This window comes from Desulfitobacterium sp., assembly GCF_982384815.1.
In genome coordinates this window covers 1-16,365 of record NZ_CEVWNY010000066.1, presented here as the reverse complement: position 1 = coordinate 16,365, position 16,365 = coordinate 1, and the positions used below count along the sequence as shown (strand labels likewise).

Here is a 16,365-nt window from a genome sequence, read left to right as displayed (position 1 = left end):
ACTTTGGCAATGGCTGGACGGGGGTTCTCGGTAATTTTGGCGATATTGAAGTTGCCCAAGGACAGCGGGTAGAGGCTGGGCAGGTTCTCGGGACTGTGGGACTTTCCGCACCTCTTAAGAAAACTTGGCTGCACATCGAGATCTACAAAGACGGCGTGCCTGTCGATCCTCTGCCATATTTAGTTCCGGCAAACTAGAAAAAGAAAAAGGGAGAAAATAATGGAGATTGTTCGTATTCAAGGGCTAAGCATAAAAGTACATCCGACATTTTGGCTGGTTTTATTGGCCTATGGAGCCCTGGGATTGTTTACCCGGGCTCTATTTATCTTCCTGCTGGTTATAGGACATGAACTGGCTCATTTGTTGACGGCTAAAGCTTATGGCTTTCGGGTGGTGGGGCTGGAACTCTATCCCTTTGGGGGAGCAGCCCAATGTGAAGACTTGTTCGAAGGAAGGAAACTAGAAGAGAGCTTGATGGCTTTAGCAGGGCCGGTTTTTAATCTAATCCTGCTTTTTGGGGCCCAGGCCTTACGGTTGAAGGGGATTTGGCTGGGGCCGATATCTGAGGATTTTGTCCGATTCAATTTTTGGCTAGCGGTTTTTAACCTGGTTCCGGTGCTTCCTCTTGATGGGGGGAGAGTAGTAAGGGCACTCTTTGCCGATGCTTTTGGGTTTGTTCGGTCCACCAAAGCCTTAGCTAGAGCCGGTCAGGTTTTTGGTTTAATTCTTGCCATGGTTGGCGTTACTATGATAGGTAAAGGGGCATATGACGGGATCGCCACCTGTTTTCTGCTTGCCGGTTTTTTCTGGGTATCCGGACAGAAAGAAATTTCTTCGGCACGACTTACTTTTTTACGTCAAATTACCCGCAAAAAAGAGGAACTTCTTCAAAAAGGATTGATGAGGAGCAAAGTAATTACCGTAACAGAGGAAATCCCACTGATCCGCATTGTGGAGGAGTTAACCCCCGATCGTTATGCTCTTATCCATCTTCCGGGAGGTGAGGAATTTGGGATTAAGCGAACTTTGACGGAAACTCAAGTGGTGGAAGGGATGCTCAAGAAGGGGATACAATATCCTGTGGGGAAGCTTTAATTATAATATTTGATTCTAACAAGCTGAGAAGCAAACTTGACGAAAACGAGAACAAAGGCTTCAGCCAGGGCGACTCACACGGACGTGAGGCGCAGCCAACAGAGCCAGGGAAGGCGATTTTGGCTGAAACCCTGTCTCCATACCGAGTTTACGTCCTAGTGTGCTCTGCGCAGTTTGCAGAAGTAAGGGATGTAAAATAGTATTGGTCAAGATACTTCGCTGCGCTCAGTATGACATAATGTGGTGTCATCCTGAGGGCGACCGAAGGATCTTTCGGCCTTCCTTTGTGTAAATCCTCCAAGGTTGTGTTATAATTAATAATTACTAAATTATAATTCAACAAGGAGGACTAGCTTAAGGCATGAAGGACAATAATGCGGCTGAGATTCGCGAGCAGGTGGAACGTTTCCTGCCCAAGGTTTTGAAGCCGAGCAGATATTTAGGATCGGAATGGAATGCGGTACACAAGGATTGGAATCAGACCAAGGTCAGGATGGCTTTTGCTTTCCCGGATGTCTATGAAGTGGGGATGTCCCATCTAGGTCTGCGAATTCTCTATCATTTAGTCAACTCCGATGATGATTTTCTTTGTGAGCGGGTTTTTGCTCCTTGGGTGGACATGGAAGAAAGAATGAGAGAGGGCCATATTCCTCTCTATGCTTTGGAATCATCTCACCCGCTTCGAGATTTTGATGTAGTAGGATTTACTCTTCAATATGAAATGAGTTTTTCCAATATCCTAAATATGTTGGATTTAGCGGAAATACCTTTACGAGCCAAAGACCGTGGACCGGAGCATCCCTGGATTATTGCCGGCGGCCCTTGTGCCTATAATCCGGAACCGCTTGCACCTTTTATCGATTTCTTCATGATTGGCGAAGCTGAGGAAACCCTTCCCCAACTGCTGCGCTTAATTCAGAAGCAAAAGGAGAATCCAGTTGCCCGGGAGGAATTCCTGCTTAAAGTTTCCCAAGTGGAAGGGGCTTATGTGCCGGAATTCTATGAGGTCGCCTATAAAGAAGATGGAAGAATTCTTGCCATTGAAGCAGATCCGCGGGTTCCTAAAATTATTCAAAAGGCTATCGTTGTAGATTTAGATAAAAGCTTTTTCCCTACTAACCCCATTGTTCCTTATATGGAAATCGTTCATGATCGCATGATGTTGGAAGTCATGCGGGGCTGCTCCAGGGGGTGCCGTTTCTGTCAGGCAGGTATGCTTTATCGACCTGTCCGGGAGCGCTCACCGGAAACCTTGTTAAAGCATGCTGATGAGCTGGTGAAGTCCACGGGCTATGAGGAAATCTCCTTAACTTCTCTTTCCACCGGTGATTATAGCTGTATTCAACCGGTTATCCGGGGTATCCTAGATAAGCACAGTGCAGATAAAGTCAATGTATCCTTGCCCTCCTTACGCTTGGATTCCTTTGATGTAAAACTGGCTGAAGAAGTTCAAAAGGTTAGAAAATCAGGCCTTACCTTTGCTCCGGAAGCAGGAACCCAGCGTCTACGCGATGTGATCAATAAAGGGGTTACCGAAGAGAATCTCTTTGATGCGGCAGAATCGGCCTTTAAAGCTGGATGGTCCAATATCAAGCTCTATTTTATGATTGGTTTGCCGACAGAGACTCAAGAGGATCTCGATGGCATAGCCGCCATGGCTAAGAAAGTAGTGGAGTTGGGAACACGCTTAGGCAGGCGCAATGTAAATGTTACTGTGTCCACAAGCTCCTTTGTCCCTAAAAGCCACACCCCCTTCCAATGGGAACCTCAAGAAGGAAAGGCATCTTTGGCGCAAAAGCAAAAATACTTGCGGGAAAAACTTCGGGATCGACGAATTAAGTATAATTACCATGATGTGGAGACCAGCTATCTGGAAGCAGTATTTGCCAAAGGGGACAGACGTCTGGCTGATGTTCTGGAGTTAGCGGTAAAGAAGGGATGCAAGTTCGATGGTTGGCATGAACATTTTAAATATGAAACATGGTTGGAATGCCTGGAGGAATTGGGTCTTGATCCCCATTTCTATGCTAACCGGGCAATGGATTACGATGATGTGCTCCCTTGGGATCATATCGAAAGTGGTGTAAACAAACGTTTCCTTATTAATGAACACTATAAAGCGTTGAAACAGGCCCGGACTCTGGATTGCCGCTATGTAGATTGCACCGGGTGCGGAATCTGTCCGGAACGTGGGGTTCAGATTGATTTGAAAGGGTGAAGACCTTGAGGGTAAGAGTAGCCTACACAAAGCTTGATGAAGCGAAATATATTTCCCATTTGGATTTGGCTAAGGTATTTGAAAGGGCTTTGCGGAGAGCCGGAGTCCGTTTGGCCTATTCCGAGGGATTTAATCCCCATCCGAAGCTTTCCTTTGGCTCCGCTTTAGCGGTTGGAGTTGAAGGTGAACACGAATATGTAGATATTGAGTTCGAACAAGAGATTGATCTAAAGGAGCTCTTGGGTCGTTTGCAGGAGCAGCTTCCCATGGGAATCCGTCTGATTGAGGGACGCTACATTACTCAATCGGCTAAGGCTCTGATGGCTGTGCTCAATGCTGCCAGCTATCAGGTTACAGTAGCCTTGGGCTTGCCTGTCGGTGAAGCACGCCTTCAGGAAGGAATCGAGGCTTGGCTGAAGAGGGAGCATGTTCCCTATGCAAGGTATAGTAAAAAGGGCAGAGTGGAAAAAGATATTCGGCCTTGGGTAAAGGTTTTAACTGGGGAGATTCAAGGAGATAGGGTTGTTTTTGAACTGGAAATTGAGGTGGGCAATCAAGGCAGTGTGCGGCCGGAGGAAGTCATTGCCAGTCTTAGTGATTTAGAAAACCTACCCCTGGATCTTGATTATCTTCGGATCAGACGCACCGGTATCTTTGCCAAATATGAGGGTCGGAAGTATTCCCCTATGGATGAGGCTTTCGGGAAGTGAGGAAACGCCCTTGAAAGAGATAGTTCTGCAAGGTCAAGGTCAGACGATGCGTGCGGCGGTTTTGGAGGATGGGGAACTGGTTGAAGTTTATGAAGAGGAAGCCTCGGTATCCCGCTTGGTCGGTAATATTTATCGAGGGCGGGTTATCAATATCTTACCTGGTATGCAGGCGGCCTTTGTCGATATCGGGCTGGACAAGAATGCTTTTCTTTATGTAGGTGATGCGGTACCCTTCCAATATGATGAGGATGAAAAGCTCCCCCCCTCCACCGAGCTAAGAATTGAGCAGGCGCTTAAACCCCGCCAGGAAATCCTGGTACAGGTCGTCAAGGAGCCGGTGGGGACAAAAGGGGCCAGAATCACTACAAATCTTACCATACCGGGGCGTTATGCGGTTCTGATGCCAAACACCGAATATGTGGGTGTCTCCCGCAAGATCACTGAAGATGAGGAACGGGCCCGCCTCCGAGAAATTGCTCTGGAAGCTTGCCCCACTGGAAAAGGGATAATTGTTCGGACCTTAGCCAAAGGAATCGATGGCAAAGAATTGCGGGAAGACCTTCAGGAATGTGTTGCTTTATGGGACAAGCTTGAGGGGAAAATTCCCCATGTTTCGGTTCCGGGGTTGGTGCATCAAGATGTGAATTTAGTATCTCGGGCCATCCGTGATTGGGTGGATCAAGAGGTGGAAGTAATTACGGTAAATCAGCCGGAAGTAGCAGATGGGATGCGCAATGCTTTGAAGGAATTGGGGCATCCCGCTGCCAATCGTGTGCGGTTGCTCTATGAAGAAAATATTTTTGACCGTTATGGAATCGATGATAAAATCCGCCAGGCTTTACGTCCGAAGGTATGGCTGAAAAGCGGCGGCTATTTAGTAATTCAACAGACTGAGGCTTTGACTGTTATCGATGTGAATACGGGAAAATATGTGGGGGAAAAATCCTTACAGGATACAATTCTGCATATTAATCGGGAAGCAGCCCTTGAGATTGCCAAGCAACTTCGTTTGCGCAATTTGGGGGGAATAATCATCATCGACTTCATCGATATGACCATGGAAGAGGATAAGGTGCAACTACTGGGAATTTTGGAAAAAGCGGTAGCCAGGGATAAGGTAAAGAGCCAGATTATGGGTATCACTCAACTGGGCCTGGTGGAAATAACCCGTAAAAAAGTTGGCCAAACTCTCGAGGTGAGGTATAGTCAGCCTTGTCCCCAATGCGAGGGATTGGGCAGGGTGTGACAGGGGTGTTGTCACATTCCGCTTACGCAAAAATTAAAGAAAATCTTAGAAGTAATTGACAGTAGATACTACTTGATGCTAGAATATCTAAATGTGGTGACTTCTCACCGCAACCGCACGAAACAGGCAATTTTAACGGATTTTTTAATAAAAATCGGCCTGAAAAGGCGAGTCTAGGCATGGGAGGTGTAAATAATGTACGCAGTGATTGAAACAGGTGGCAAGCAATTCCGGGTTGAAGAAGGTAAAGTTCTTTTCGTGGAAAAGCTTAACGCTAATGTGGGAGATACCGTGACCATCGACAAAGTTCTTCTGGTAGAAAAAGACGGCGCAGTGAAAGTCGGTACTCCGGTTGTCGAAGGTGCTAAAGCTCTGCTTAAAGTTGTTGAGCATGGCAAAGGCGAAAAGATAGTTGTTTTTAAGTATAAGGCTAAAAAGAATTATCGTCGCAAACAAGGACATCGTCAACCCTACACAAAAGTAGTGGTTGAGGCAATCCAAGCCTAAGATGAAGAATCAGGGCATTACTTTGGATCTTTGGCTGGATGACAGCCAACTGATTCACAAGTTTGAATTATCAGGGCACGCCGGATATGCCGAGCACGGAGTTGATATTGTCTGTGCCGCCGTATCCGCGCTTAGTATCTCAGCTGTCAACGGCTTGGAATATTTTCTCCCAACTAAACCGGAGGTTGAAGTGGACGATCCGCGAGGGTTTTTAAGCTGTACTCTTCCTGCTTTGGAGCCTTGGACACTGGAACAAGCCCAATGGATCTTAAGAACCATGGTTTTAGGTGTTGAAGGAATTCAGCAAAACTATGGTGAAAAATATGTTAAAATCAATCGGAGGAGGTGGACTCCATGTTAAAAATGAATCTGCAATTATTTGCCCATAAAAAAGGGGTAGGTAGTTCGCGAAATGGTCGTGATAGTGCTGCTCAACGTTTGGGTGTGAAGCGTGGAGACGGTCAATTCGTTACCGCAGGAAATATCATCGTTCGTCAACGGGGAACGAAGTTTCACCCTGGCAAAAACTGTGGTTTGGGTAAGGATGACACCCTCTTTGCTACCATCGATGGCTACGTAAAATTTGAGCGCAAAGATCGTAACCGTAAACAAGTTAGCATTTATCCTGAGCGCCAGGCTGCTCAAGCTTAAAGGAAACTTACTTCAGGTGGAGCATTTTGCTTCACCTGAAGTTTAGCTGACTTATCCAGTGCCTAGCGCCACTTAATACCTGCTTTATTGCTAGAGTTTAGTGGCGGTTGGCCCTGGGAAATTTCGGAACCGCACCCCTGGGGAAAAACCCAGGGGTTTTTTGTCTAATAGGAGAGAATACATTTCGGGTTAGGATACTTCGCTATCGCTCAGCATGACAAAGCTTGATAAGGGTGTCATCCTGAGGAAAGAATGACCGAAGGATCTTATCAAATTGAGAAGGTGATCTTGATGACTGATAAACACACCTTAGAGCGAAGGCTTCTAGCTGAACAATTGGATCATTATCGTCTTCAGCGCCATGACTTCTTGAATCACTGGCAGGTGGTTGCCGGTTATCTGCAGCTGGGTCAGCCGGAGCGGGCTTTGCATTATCTGCGGGATGGGGTCGGGGGGCTGGAGGCTGAGCAGCAAGTTGGTCAAATCCCTCAGGAGATTGTTGGCGCAATTTTACTAAGCTTTGTCATTGCTTTACGTCAAGAAGATGTATTAGTGGAGATTCAATTGAGCAGTCCTCTAAAAGGGACGGACTTTTGGCAAGACTTTTGGCAAGAAGAATACGGAGAAGTCTTATACGGGTACACTAATGAGTGTTTGGCTGCTATCAAGGCACGCTATCAAGGTTTAGAGGAACCTATCGTAGAAGTCAAATGCGAAAATGCAGAAGACTTAAGATGCTATTGTACTTTAGCTGATGGCGATAATGTGGTTTGGGACAATTGCTTAAGTTTAAGCGGTTCAAAGTAATTGTACATAAGGTTAAAGGTCAGAAGGGGATATTACATGTTTTATGATCAGGCGAAAATCTATGTCAAAGGCGGAGACGGGGGAGCAGGGGCGGTCGCTTTCCGCCGTGAAAAATACGTTCCCGAAGGTGGTCCCAGCGGTGGGGATGGCGGTCGTGGGGGCAAAGTGATTTTTGTGGCCGATGAAGGGCTGCGGACCTTGGTGGATTTCCGTTATAAGCGCCACTATAAAGCGGAACGGGGCGAACACGGCCAAGGAAAGAATATGCATGGCAAAAGCGGCGAGGATATGACTATCCGGATTCCGGTAGGGACCGTGGTCAAAGACGCCGATACCGGGGAAATTTTAGCCGACCTCATTGAACATGGTCAAAAGGTGATTGTAGCCACCGGTGGCAGGGGCGGCCGTGGCAATGCCCGGTTTATGAGTAATACCAACAAAGCACCTACGATTGCCGAAAACGGTGAGCCTGGAGAAGAACGCAACCTTTTGCTTGAGCTAAAGCTCCTGGCTGATGTGGGGTTAGTGGGGTTCCCTAATGTAGGAAAATCAACAATCATCTCCCGGATTTCCGCTGCCAAGCCCAAAATTGCGGATTATCATTTCACCACCTTAGTGCCCAACCTCGGGGTAGTGGAGCTTGAAGATGGGGAGAGCTTCGTTGTTGCCGATATTCCCGGTTTAATCGAAGGAGCACACACCGGGGCAGGACTGGGTCATGAGTTTTTAAGGCATACGGAGAGAACCCGTTTGATACTTCATGTTTTGGATATCGCCGGTTCGGAGGAACGAGATCCCTTAGAAGATTTTCAAATCATCAAAGATGAACTTCGCCAATATAGTCAAGAATTAGCTGCTCGTACGATGCTTATTGTGGCCAATAAAATGGATATTCCCGGTGCGGAAGAAAATTTACAGCGGTTAGAGGAAAAACTGGGAGCAGAGTATCGAATTTTCCCGGTCTCCGCTGCTACCGGTGAAGGCCTTAAGGAGCTGGTGTATGCAATTGCTCAGGTCTTGCCGGAAATCCCTGCTCCCCAGATTTTTGTCCGGGAAGAGGAGCTGCATAAGGTGACCCAAGTCGAAGCACCGAATCGTTTTGAACTGACCCGTGAAAATGACTACTTTATAATCACCGGTAAAGAGATTGAAAAGCATGTAAAGATGACTTTATTTGCTAGCGAGGACGGACTATATCGTTTCCAAAACATTCTTAAGGCTATGGGAATCGATCAGGCCTTGCGTGATGAAGGAATTAAAGAAGGAGATAAGGTTCAGATCGGCGGCCTTGAATTTGAGTGGGAAGAATAGAGAATTATGCGTGATAAATGAGTTATAAATGATAGGGGGTTAAGTAGTGCTAACCGGAAAACAAAAGCGTTTTTTACGGGGTCTGGGTAATGAGATGGATCCCATCTTACAGATTGGCAAAGGTGGAGTGACGGAGGCCGTCATCACTCAAACCAATGAGGCCTTGGAGGCTAGGGAGTTGATCAAGGGAAGAGTTCTTCCCAACAGTATGGAAGATGTCCAAAGTGCAGCCGAAGAACTTGCCGGAGGTACCGGTGCGGAGTTGGTTCAAGTTATTGGCCGCAACTTTCTGCTTTATCGTGAATCAAAAAAGAAACCCCTGATTGAGCTGCCGGATTAAGCAAATGAAAAGTAATTTAAGCCCACCCAAAAGAATCGGGATCATGGGGGGAACCTTTGATCCCTTGCATTACGGGCATCTGGTGGCCGCTGAAATGGCCCGTTATGAGTTTGGTTTGGAGAAGGTAATTTTTATTCCTACAGGCAATCCCCCCCACAAGATCGGTCGGGGGGTCACTCCCGCTGCCGACCGCTATGAGATGGTGAAAGGAGCTATTGCTGATAATAGCTTTTTTGAAGTTTCCGACGTGGAAATTCAGCGGGAAGGATATTCTTATACAGTTGACACTCTCAAGTATATGCACGGGCTTTATCCGGAGCACGAACTTTATTTTATTACGGGATCCGATGCCTTCCGGGAGATATTTACTTGGAAAGAGGTTCAATCGGTTTTATCCTTGAGCCATTTTGTGGGTGCTTCTCGACCGGGCTTTGATGCACATGAATTTCTGGAAGAACTAAAGCGTGAATTTCCGGAATTTCTTCCCTATATGCACCTATTTGACGTGCCGGCTTTAGCCATATCCTCTACGGATATTCGTCGGCGGGTCAAAGAAAGTAAGCCGATTCGCTATTTACTGCCGGAATCCGTACGTCTTTATATTGAGGAAGCGGGTTTATATACCTAGAGATGATTACAAAATCAGGAAAGTATAGTTCTGATTGATTTGTTTATACTAAAATCGAATCCATTAAGTAAGAGGTGACAGCAAATGGCAACCCTTTATGTCGGAAATTTACCCTGGAACACTACATCCGAGGATCTCAGTTCTTTTTTTGGCCAATATGGTCAGGTTATTAGCAGCCGTATAATTACGGATCGCGAAACTGGGCGCTCAAGAGGTTTTGGATTTGTAGAGGTAGAGGATGCTGATGCAGAGCGCATGGCAGCGGATCTAAATGGGAAGGACTTTGGCGGCCGTCCTTTAACAGTCAATGAAGCCAGGCCGAAGCAACAGCTCTAAAATTGAAGTTCCGGAAGGCCCTCTTTTCCAAGTCGGTAAGCAGGGTCTTCTCGGCGTATCTTTTACAGTTTGCAGTTACATAAGTTATATTTATAATAAAGGCGGGTATTTTTGCTTGAATATTCAAGAAGCCTCGATGCTTGCAAAGAGATCAATGTCCGCACGAAGGTTCAGCCATACTCTGGGAGTTGTACAATGGGCTTTGGAGTTGGCCCAAAGGCATAAGCTGGACGAGGAAAAGGCTCAGATAGCCGCTTTTCTTCATGACCTGAAAAAAGAGCTTGATCTTCAACAACAGATTGCTCTGGCAATGGAATGGAATTTATTAAAGTATCGCGAAGATAAGGAAAATCCTCATATTCTTCACGGTCCCTTGGCGGCTTACTGGTTAAAGCATGAATACGGTTACGAAGACGCGGAAGTACTTGAAGCCATTGCCAATCATACCCTTGGCGCACCCGGAATGGGCGAATTAGGAATGCTGATCTATAGTGCGGATTTAACGGAGCCACAGCGTTCCTTTCCAAAAGTAGACAAACTGCGTCAATCCTTGTATGATAATCTTGAGAACGGTACACTCTTATGTGTTGAACATACTCTGGCTTATTTGCAAAAAAATAAGCGCGTTATTCATCCTCAGACATTGCTTACTTACGAAGATTTGAAAAGGAGGCAAAAATTTGCTGACAGATAATCAATTGCAAGGTGTTGTACAGATCGTTGAAGAGAAAAAGGGTCGGGAAGCTATTCTTTTAGATCTGAAAGGGATTTCTATGGTTACAGATTATTTCTTAATCGTCACCGGAAATTCCACTACTCAAGTAAAGGCTATTACCGATAATCTATCCGAAAAGCTCTCTGAAATCGGTATGGCAATTCTTAGGATAGAAGGGGTGCAAGAGGCCAAATGGGTTCTTGTAGATTGCGGGGATTTAGTCATTCATATTATGACCCCTGACCAAAGAGAGTTTTATAATCTGGAGCGCCTCTGGGGAGACGCCAAAGTAGTTACCTTTTGAAACAAGGGGACAGGTTCCTTGTTTCGTTTTATCATTAATAATCTTCGCGATTGCCCGGAATAACGGTTTAACCTTTTACCGGTCTAACTTTGTACGACTTATGTGGTTGCGACTTATGTGGTCGTAGCTTGACATAGTGTAGAAAAATGGCTTATTATAGAATATACTTTTATGAATAGAAAAGCGTTGATGGGGAGCAATCCGAAGGAACTCATGCCAGAGAGGCAACGGCCGGTGAAAGTTGCTATGAGAATTTGGTGCACTCACCCCGGAGCTGTACTCAAGTAACAATGAGTACCGGTGCGAACCGTTACCATCGACAAAGTGCTATGGAAATTGGGTGGTACCGCGGGAGTATACTCTCGTCCCTTTAGGGGGACGGGAGTTTTTTATTTTTAGGGCAACTAACGGCCGGTTCTTAAATTTAAGGGGGAAAATTTTATGCAAGAGAAATATTTGTTTTCGGAGATAGAACCGAAATGGCAAAAAAAATGGGTAGAGAGAAAGGACTACAGGGCCTTAGATCATTCAGATAAGCCTAAATACTATGCCTTGGCCATGTTCCCCTACCCTTCGGGGAATCTCCATATGGGGCATGTGCGCAACTACTCCATCGTGGATGTAATTGCTCGCTTTAAACGGATGAGCGGGTTTAATGTGCTCCATCCTATCGGTTGGGACTCTTTTGGTTTGCCCGCAGAAAATGCTGCTATCAAGAACCAGACTCCACCGGCGGAGTGGACCTGGAAAAATATTGCCAATATGAAGCGGCAGCTTCAAGAAATGGGTATCTCCTATGATTGGGATCGGGAAGTGACTACCTGTCATCCAGATTATTATAAATTTACTCAGTGGATGTTCTTGGAGTTCTATAAGCATGGCTTAGTCTATAAGAAAAAGGCAGGTGTAAACTGGTGTCCCTCCTGCGCCACAGTTCTTGCTAACGAGCAAGTGGTGGATGGGGCCTGTGAACGCTGTGATACAGCCGTAACTAAAAAAGATCTGGAGCAATGGTTCTTTAAAATCACCGATTATGCCCAAGTGCTGTTGGATGATCTGGATAAGCTCCCCGGCTGGCCCGAGAAGGTTAAAACCATGCAGAAAAATTGGATCGGCCGTTCCGAGGGAACGGAAGTTGAGTTTACGGTAAAAGACCGTGGGGACAAAATCCGGGTTTATACAACTCGTGTGGATACGATTTATGGGGTAAGCTATGTGGTCTTAGCTCCGGAGCATCCTTTGGTTCGGGAATTGATCGTGGGAACAGAATATGAACAAGAGGTTCAGGCCTTCATCAATAAGATGAAGGGACTGAATGAGATCGCCCGGACTTCCACAGAGACGGAAAAGGAAGGCTTGTTTACCGGGGCATATTGCATTAATCCTTACAGCGGGGAAAAAGTACCCATCTGGATCGCTAACTATGTGCTATTGGAATATGGGACAGGAGCGGTGATGGGTGTTCCGGCTCATGATGAGCGGGATTTTGAGTTCGCCACCAAATATCAACTTCCGATAAAAACGGTTATCCTGCCCGAGGGTACACCGGCTGATGAAAAAGACGCTCCTTTAAAGGCGGCTTTCGTTGGTGAGGGAATTATGGTTAATTCCGGGGAATATGATGGTCTAAAGAATATGGATGCTTGGGAGAAAATGTCCGAAAAGGCTGAGCGGAATGGTTTTGGCGAACGGAAAGTGAACTTCCGTCTGCGGGACTGGCTGATTTCTCGTCAGCGTTATTGGGGTGCACCGATTCCCATGGTTTATTGTGATCATTGCGGCATTGTTCCCGTTCCCCAAGATCAGCTGCCGGTTATGCTTCCTGATGATGTAGCCTTTAAAGCTGGAGAAAACCCTCTTACTACCTCGGAAAGTTTTAAACAAACTACTTGTCCGACCTGCGGTGGTCAAGCTCGCCGGGAGACCGATACCATGGACACCTTTATGTGTTCCTCCTGGTACTTCCTCCGCTATACTGATCCTAAAAATGACACCCTGCCTTTCTCAAAGCAAGCCGGAGAGCAATGGATGAATGTGGACCAATATGTAGGTGGGGTGGAGCACGCTATTCTTCACTTGCTGTATTCCCGGTTCTTCACTAAGGCTTTGCGGGATTTTGGCTACCTCAAAGTGGATGAGCCCTTCGCTAACCTTTTGACCCAAGGGATGGTTTGTCTAGGCGGTGCCAAAATGTCTAAATCCAAGGGTAATATCGTGAGTCCCGAGGAAATCATCTCCAAATATGGTGCAGATACCGCCCGCCTCTTTATCCTGTTTGCTGCTCCCCCGGAGCGGGATTTGGAGTGGAGCGATCAAGGGGTAGAGGGTTGTTTCCGCTTCCTGAACCGGGTTTGGCGTTTAGCGGCTCAATATGAGGAGGTTCTGAAAGGAAATACTTCTGAAGAGGGTGCCCCTTCCAAGAAGGGTAATTTTGGCGAGCTGGACAAGGCCGCCAAGGATATGCGCCGCCATACTCACCAAGCGATTCAAAGGGTAACTTCCGATATCGGTGCCCGTTTTAACTTTAACACTGCTGTCAGTGCCATTATGGAGTTAGTAAATGCCCTTTACCTCTATAAAGAGCAGCCCAACGCTAATCATGCTGTAGCCGGTGAAGCCTTGGAAAGCATTCTTGTCTTACTGTCACCCTTTGCTCCTCATATTACGGAAGAGATCTGGAGTGAACTGGGTCATGAAGAAAGCATCCATAGCTTGGAGTGGCCCCAGGTTGATGAAACGGCCCTCGTCCAAGATGAAGTAACCGTTGTGCTTCAAGTCAACGGTAAGGTCCGTGACCGCATCCAGGTACCGGCCCAAGTTTCTGCCGAAGAATTGGAAGCCCTCGTGCGTCAGTTGCCCAAGTTGCCTGAATGGACTCAAGGGAAGCAGATTATGAAGGTGGTTACTGTGCCCGGTAAGTTAGTTAATGTAGTTGTGAAGTAAGTTAAAAAGTTAACTGTGAGGACAGGTTTTCGTTTGTTGAAACGAAGGGCCTGTCCTTTGTTTTTTATTTTACGATCAGACTTTCATGCTGCTTGACGCCATTGCCGATGGATGGAAATTATGGTTTGGGTTAGGCGGAAGCTTGTAAATCTTTTCACCATATGCCCAATTTTGTGCAGAAAAGAACAAGAAGCAATGCTATGGTAGATATAGACAATCGGTTGCAAAATGAAAGGAGGAAAAACATGAAAAAGTTTGGCAAAAGTATTGTGATGACGAAAATTTCCCGTCGTACCTTCCTCAAGGGAGTAGGTGCTATCACGGTCACCGGCTCCTTAGGTATGGCAGGCGCCCTTGGAGCTCCAACCATGGCCGCCAAAGCAGCCCAGGATGGGGAGCCTGTCAAGTTCATTCACAGTTGCTGTACAGTAAACTGTACTTCACGATGTCATCTGAAAGGCCATATTAAAAATGGCAAGATCGTGGCCGTTACGCCTGGGCCTTTGCCGGGACGAGATGATTATCCCAATGCTTGTCTGCGCTCGATGAGTTATGCCCAGCGTCTGCAGGATCCAACCCAGCGGGTGCTCTATCCCATGAAACGTGTGGGAGAGCGGGGAGAAGGAAAATTCGAACGCATTAGTTGGGATGAAGCCTTTGAACTCATTGCCACGAAGCTTAAGGAGACAAAAGAACAATACGGTGCTCATGCTGCTTCTTTCTTTACCATGTCGGGGAACTTGGCGAAGCTGGCTTGGGAGTCGACGACCCGATTGGGTGCCACTTTTGGGGGAACGACTTACAGCACAGAAGGGTTAATGGGAGACCATGGTGCCAGTATGGGGATGAATCTGGTTTTTGGGCAGGCCCGCGGCGGTCATGATACACGAGATTACATGAATTCCAAGCTTATTATTCTGTGGGGACGTAATGTTGCGGACACCCACACGAGTGAAATGCGTTATATCATCAAAGCCCGGGAAAATGGAGCCAAGGTGATTGTCATTGATCCGCGTCAATGCAGTAGTGCAGCCGTTGCTGATCAATGGATTCCTATTCGCCCCCAAACGGACCCGGCATTGGCCTTAGGCATGATGAATTATATGATTTCCCGTGACTTACACGACAAGGCTTGGTTGAAAGCGAATAGCTGCGGACCTCTCCTCGTGAAAAACGATGATGGTCAGTACCTTCGCTTAAATGATAGCTATGTTGTCTGGGATGAAAACACCCAGCGTATTGTACCTGCTGGAACAGCAGGGGCCAACCCGGCTTTAACAGGGGAGTATGTAACAGCTGATGGGGTAAAATGTCATCCTTCCTTTGTGGATTTGACGAAGGAAGCAGCTAAATATTCCATTCCAGTCACTGCGGAAATCTGTGGACTGGAGGAAGAAGTGGTGGAGCAGCTTGCCTACGAGTATGCCACCATGAAACCTGCAGGAATTCGTATGGGTCAGGGGATGCAGAGGGTTTATAACTCATTTGCTCCTTTCCGGACAGTGGCTACCTTAGCCGCTGTGGCGGGTTATATCGGAATTTCCGGTGGCGGGGCGTCCCATATGGGTGGTACCTCTTCCATCAATCCTATTCCCGGTGTTACTGTCCCAGACTTTAACTTTGCCGAGTGGTCCAATACGGGGGATGCTACCTTTATCGAGAAAAAAAGTTCGCAGCTCTATAATATGATTGAAAATGACGAGGTAAAATTCCTTTGGATAGGAGTATCTAACTTTGTCAATCAATCCCCTGATGCTAATCGTGTCATTAAGGACATATTGCCTAAGGTGCCATTTATTGTTTATGTGGACCCCTTCTGGACCTGGACGGCAAAGCATGTGGATTTGGTTTTACCAGGAAAAACCCACTGGGAGGTTTGGGATATTCTGGTTCGCTCACCTTGGGTTATGCTTGATCAACCAGCCATCGAAACGATGGGTGAAAGCAAATCCGATTGTGAGATCTGTACTGAGGTCGCTAAACGAATTGGCCTGGGCCATCTCTGGAATAAAACCGATGAGGAATGGGTTCGCACCTTCATGACCTCAGAACATCCGGCCTTTGCAGCTTTTGATTGGGACACCTGGGTGAAAGAGGGAATTTTCACTCGTTCCGATGGTATTTTTGATGCGGTATATGCCTTTAAGGACCAAAAGTATAAGACTCCTACTGGAAAATTCGAGTTCTACACGGAAAGATTAAAGTCATACGGACAAGAAGTACCAACCTATACCAGGATGTTAGAAGATCCGCAAGGAGAATTAGGCAAGAAATATCCCTTGGTACTCATCAATTACCATGATCGCTTAAATGTTCATACCCAGCAAATGCTCTATCCGGCATTAAAAGTTGTATCCTCTGAACCGGAAATTCAGATTAATTCTGTGGATGCTCAGGCTCGGGGTATTGCCCATGGGGATAAGGTTAAGGTGTATAACGATCGGGGCTATTGCGTTGTCAAGGCATTTGTTACCGAAGGAATTGCGCCGGGAATCACTGCCATACCGAACGGTTGGACACCGGAGCAATACATTGAAGGAAATATGCAGAACCT

Annotated in this window: 17 protein-coding genes and 2 other annotated features; all 17 genes read left to right on the top strand. The window is 46.6% G+C overall.

What is annotated here, in order from left to right:
- The coding region (locus AC1U9U_RS10660; RefSeq protein ID WP_479960544.1) for a peptidoglycan DD-metalloendopeptidase family protein at window positions 1-197 on the top strand (197 nt) is incomplete at its 5' end.
- Window positions 198-219: 22 nt separating this feature from the next.
- Window positions 220-1,095, top strand: coding sequence for a M50 family metallopeptidase (locus AC1U9U_RS10655; protein ID WP_479960543.1), 876 nt, complete (start codon window positions 220-222; stop codon window positions 1,093-1,095).
- A 361-nt stretch (window positions 1,096-1,456) separates the two neighbouring features.
- The gene (locus AC1U9U_RS10650) at window positions 1,457-3,313 is read left to right on the top strand and encodes a TIGR03960 family B12-binding radical SAM protein (protein WP_479960542.1); all 1,857 of its coding nucleotides are present in this window, start codon (window positions 1,457-1,459) and stop codon (window positions 3,311-3,313) included.
- Complete coding sequence (locus tag AC1U9U_RS10645; protein WP_479960541.1) at window positions 3,310-4,023, top strand: TIGR03936 family radical SAM-associated protein; 714 nt, start codon at window positions 3,310-3,312, stop codon at window positions 4,021-4,023. Before AC1U9U_RS10650 ends, AC1U9U_RS10645 begins: the two co-directional genes overlap by 4 nt.
- A 10-nt stretch (window positions 4,024-4,033) precedes the next feature.
- Window positions 4,034-5,269: an Rne/Rng family ribonuclease gene (locus AC1U9U_RS10640; protein ID WP_479960540.1), complete on the top strand. Its 1,236-nt coding sequence runs from the start codon at window positions 4,034-4,036 to the stop codon at window positions 5,267-5,269.
- Between the two features lie 101 nt (window positions 5,270-5,370).
- Window positions 5,371-5,454 (top strand) — a sequence feature (ribosomal protein L21 leader region).
- 10 nt (window positions 5,455-5,464) lie between these two features.
- Window positions 5,465-5,776, top strand: a complete 312-nt coding sequence (gene rplU / locus AC1U9U_RS10635) for a 50S ribosomal protein L21 (RefSeq protein ID WP_479960539.1) — start codon at window positions 5,465-5,467, stop codon at window positions 5,774-5,776.
- 1 nt (window position 5,777) lies between these two features.
- Window positions 5,778-6,137, top strand: a complete 360-nt coding sequence (locus tag AC1U9U_RS10630; RefSeq protein WP_479960538.1) for a ribosomal-processing cysteine protease Prp — start codon at window positions 5,778-5,780, stop codon at window positions 6,135-6,137.
- The gene (gene rpmA / locus AC1U9U_RS10625) at window positions 6,131-6,427 is read left to right on the top strand and encodes a 50S ribosomal protein L27 (protein ID WP_479960537.1); all 297 of its coding nucleotides are present in this window, start codon (window positions 6,131-6,133) and stop codon (window positions 6,425-6,427) included. The genes AC1U9U_RS10630 and rpmA overlap by 7 nt, the downstream gene beginning before the upstream one ends.
- 291 nt (window positions 6,428-6,718) lie before the next feature.
- Complete coding sequence (locus AC1U9U_RS10620) at window positions 6,719-7,234, top strand: Spo0B domain-containing protein (RefSeq protein ID WP_479960536.1); 516 nt, start codon at window positions 6,719-6,721, stop codon at window positions 7,232-7,234.
- A 36-nt stretch (window positions 7,235-7,270) separates the two neighbouring features.
- Window positions 7,271-8,545, top strand: coding sequence for a GTPase ObgE (gene obgE, locus AC1U9U_RS10615; protein ID WP_479960535.1), 1,275 nt, complete (start codon window positions 7,271-7,273; stop codon window positions 8,543-8,545).
- A 46-nt stretch (window positions 8,546-8,591) separates the two neighbouring features.
- Complete coding sequence (gene yhbY / locus AC1U9U_RS10610) at window positions 8,592-8,885, top strand: ribosome assembly RNA-binding protein YhbY (protein WP_479960534.1); 294 nt, start codon at window positions 8,592-8,594, stop codon at window positions 8,883-8,885.
- Window positions 8,886-8,889: 4 nt separating this feature from the next.
- Window positions 8,890-9,513, top strand: a complete 624-nt coding sequence (nadD, locus tag AC1U9U_RS10605; RefSeq protein ID WP_479960533.1) for a nicotinate-nucleotide adenylyltransferase — start codon at window positions 8,890-8,892, stop codon at window positions 9,511-9,513.
- A gap of 84 nt (window positions 9,514-9,597) precedes the next feature.
- On the top strand, window positions 9,598-9,849 hold the full coding sequence (locus AC1U9U_RS10600; RefSeq protein WP_479960532.1) for an RNA recognition motif domain-containing protein: 252 nt from the start codon (window positions 9,598-9,600) through the stop codon (window positions 9,847-9,849).
- 115 nt (window positions 9,850-9,964) lie between these two features.
- Entirely contained in the window at window positions 9,965-10,543 is a 579-nt protein-coding gene (gene yqeK, locus AC1U9U_RS10595) for a bis(5'-nucleosyl)-tetraphosphatase (symmetrical) YqeK (RefSeq protein WP_479960545.1), read from the top strand.
- Window positions 10,530-10,868: a ribosome silencing factor gene (gene rsfS / locus AC1U9U_RS10590; protein WP_479960531.1), complete on the top strand. Its 339-nt coding sequence runs from the start codon at window positions 10,530-10,532 to the stop codon at window positions 10,866-10,868. Before yqeK ends, rsfS begins: the two co-directional genes overlap by 14 nt.
- Before the next feature lie 177 nt (window positions 10,869-11,045).
- Window positions 11,046-11,241 (top strand) — a binding site (T-box leader).
- A 68-nt stretch (window positions 11,242-11,309) separates the two neighbouring features.
- Window positions 11,310-13,811, top strand: coding sequence for a leucine--tRNA ligase (gene leuS / locus AC1U9U_RS10585; protein WP_479960530.1), 2,502 nt, complete (start codon window positions 11,310-11,312; stop codon window positions 13,809-13,811).
- A 245-nt stretch (window positions 13,812-14,056) separates the two neighbouring features.
- Window positions 14,057-16,365: molybdopterin-dependent oxidoreductase (locus tag AC1U9U_RS10580; protein WP_479960529.1), on the top strand; the 2,309-nt coding region annotated here is incomplete at its 3' end.

Bases quoted from the DNA above. Each gene is read 5' to 3' on its own strand.
- AC1U9U_RS10600 (WP_479960532.1), top strand. From the start codon at position 9,598: ATGGCAACCCTTTATGTCGGAAATTTACCCTGGAACACTACATCCGAG.
- rplU (WP_479960539.1), top strand. From the start codon at position 5,465: ATGTACGCAGTGATTGAAACAGGTGGCAAGCAATTCCGGGTTGAAGAA.
- AC1U9U_RS10650 (WP_479960542.1), top strand. From the start codon at position 1,457: ATGAAGGACAATAATGCGGCTGAGATTCGCGAGCAGGTGGAACGTTTC.
- nadD (WP_479960533.1), top strand. From the start codon at position 8,890: ATGAAAAGTAATTTAAGCCCACCCAAAAGAATCGGGATCATGGGGGGA.
- AC1U9U_RS10630 (WP_479960538.1), top strand. From the start codon at position 5,778: ATGAAGAATCAGGGCATTACTTTGGATCTTTGGCTGGATGACAGCCAA.
- AC1U9U_RS10655 (WP_479960543.1), top strand. From the start codon at position 220: ATGGAGATTGTTCGTATTCAAGGGCTAAGCATAAAAGTACATCCGACA.
- AC1U9U_RS10620 (WP_479960536.1), top strand. From the start codon at position 6,719: ATGACTGATAAACACACCTTAGAGCGAAGGCTTCTAGCTGAACAATTG.
- obgE (WP_479960535.1), top strand. From the start codon at position 7,271: ATGTTTTATGATCAGGCGAAAATCTATGTCAAAGGCGGAGACGGGGGA.
- rpmA (WP_479960537.1), top strand. From the start codon at position 6,131: ATGTTAAAAATGAATCTGCAATTATTTGCCCATAAAAAAGGGGTAGGT.
- leuS (WP_479960530.1), top strand. From the start codon at position 11,310: ATGCAAGAGAAATATTTGTTTTCGGAGATAGAACCGAAATGGCAAAAA.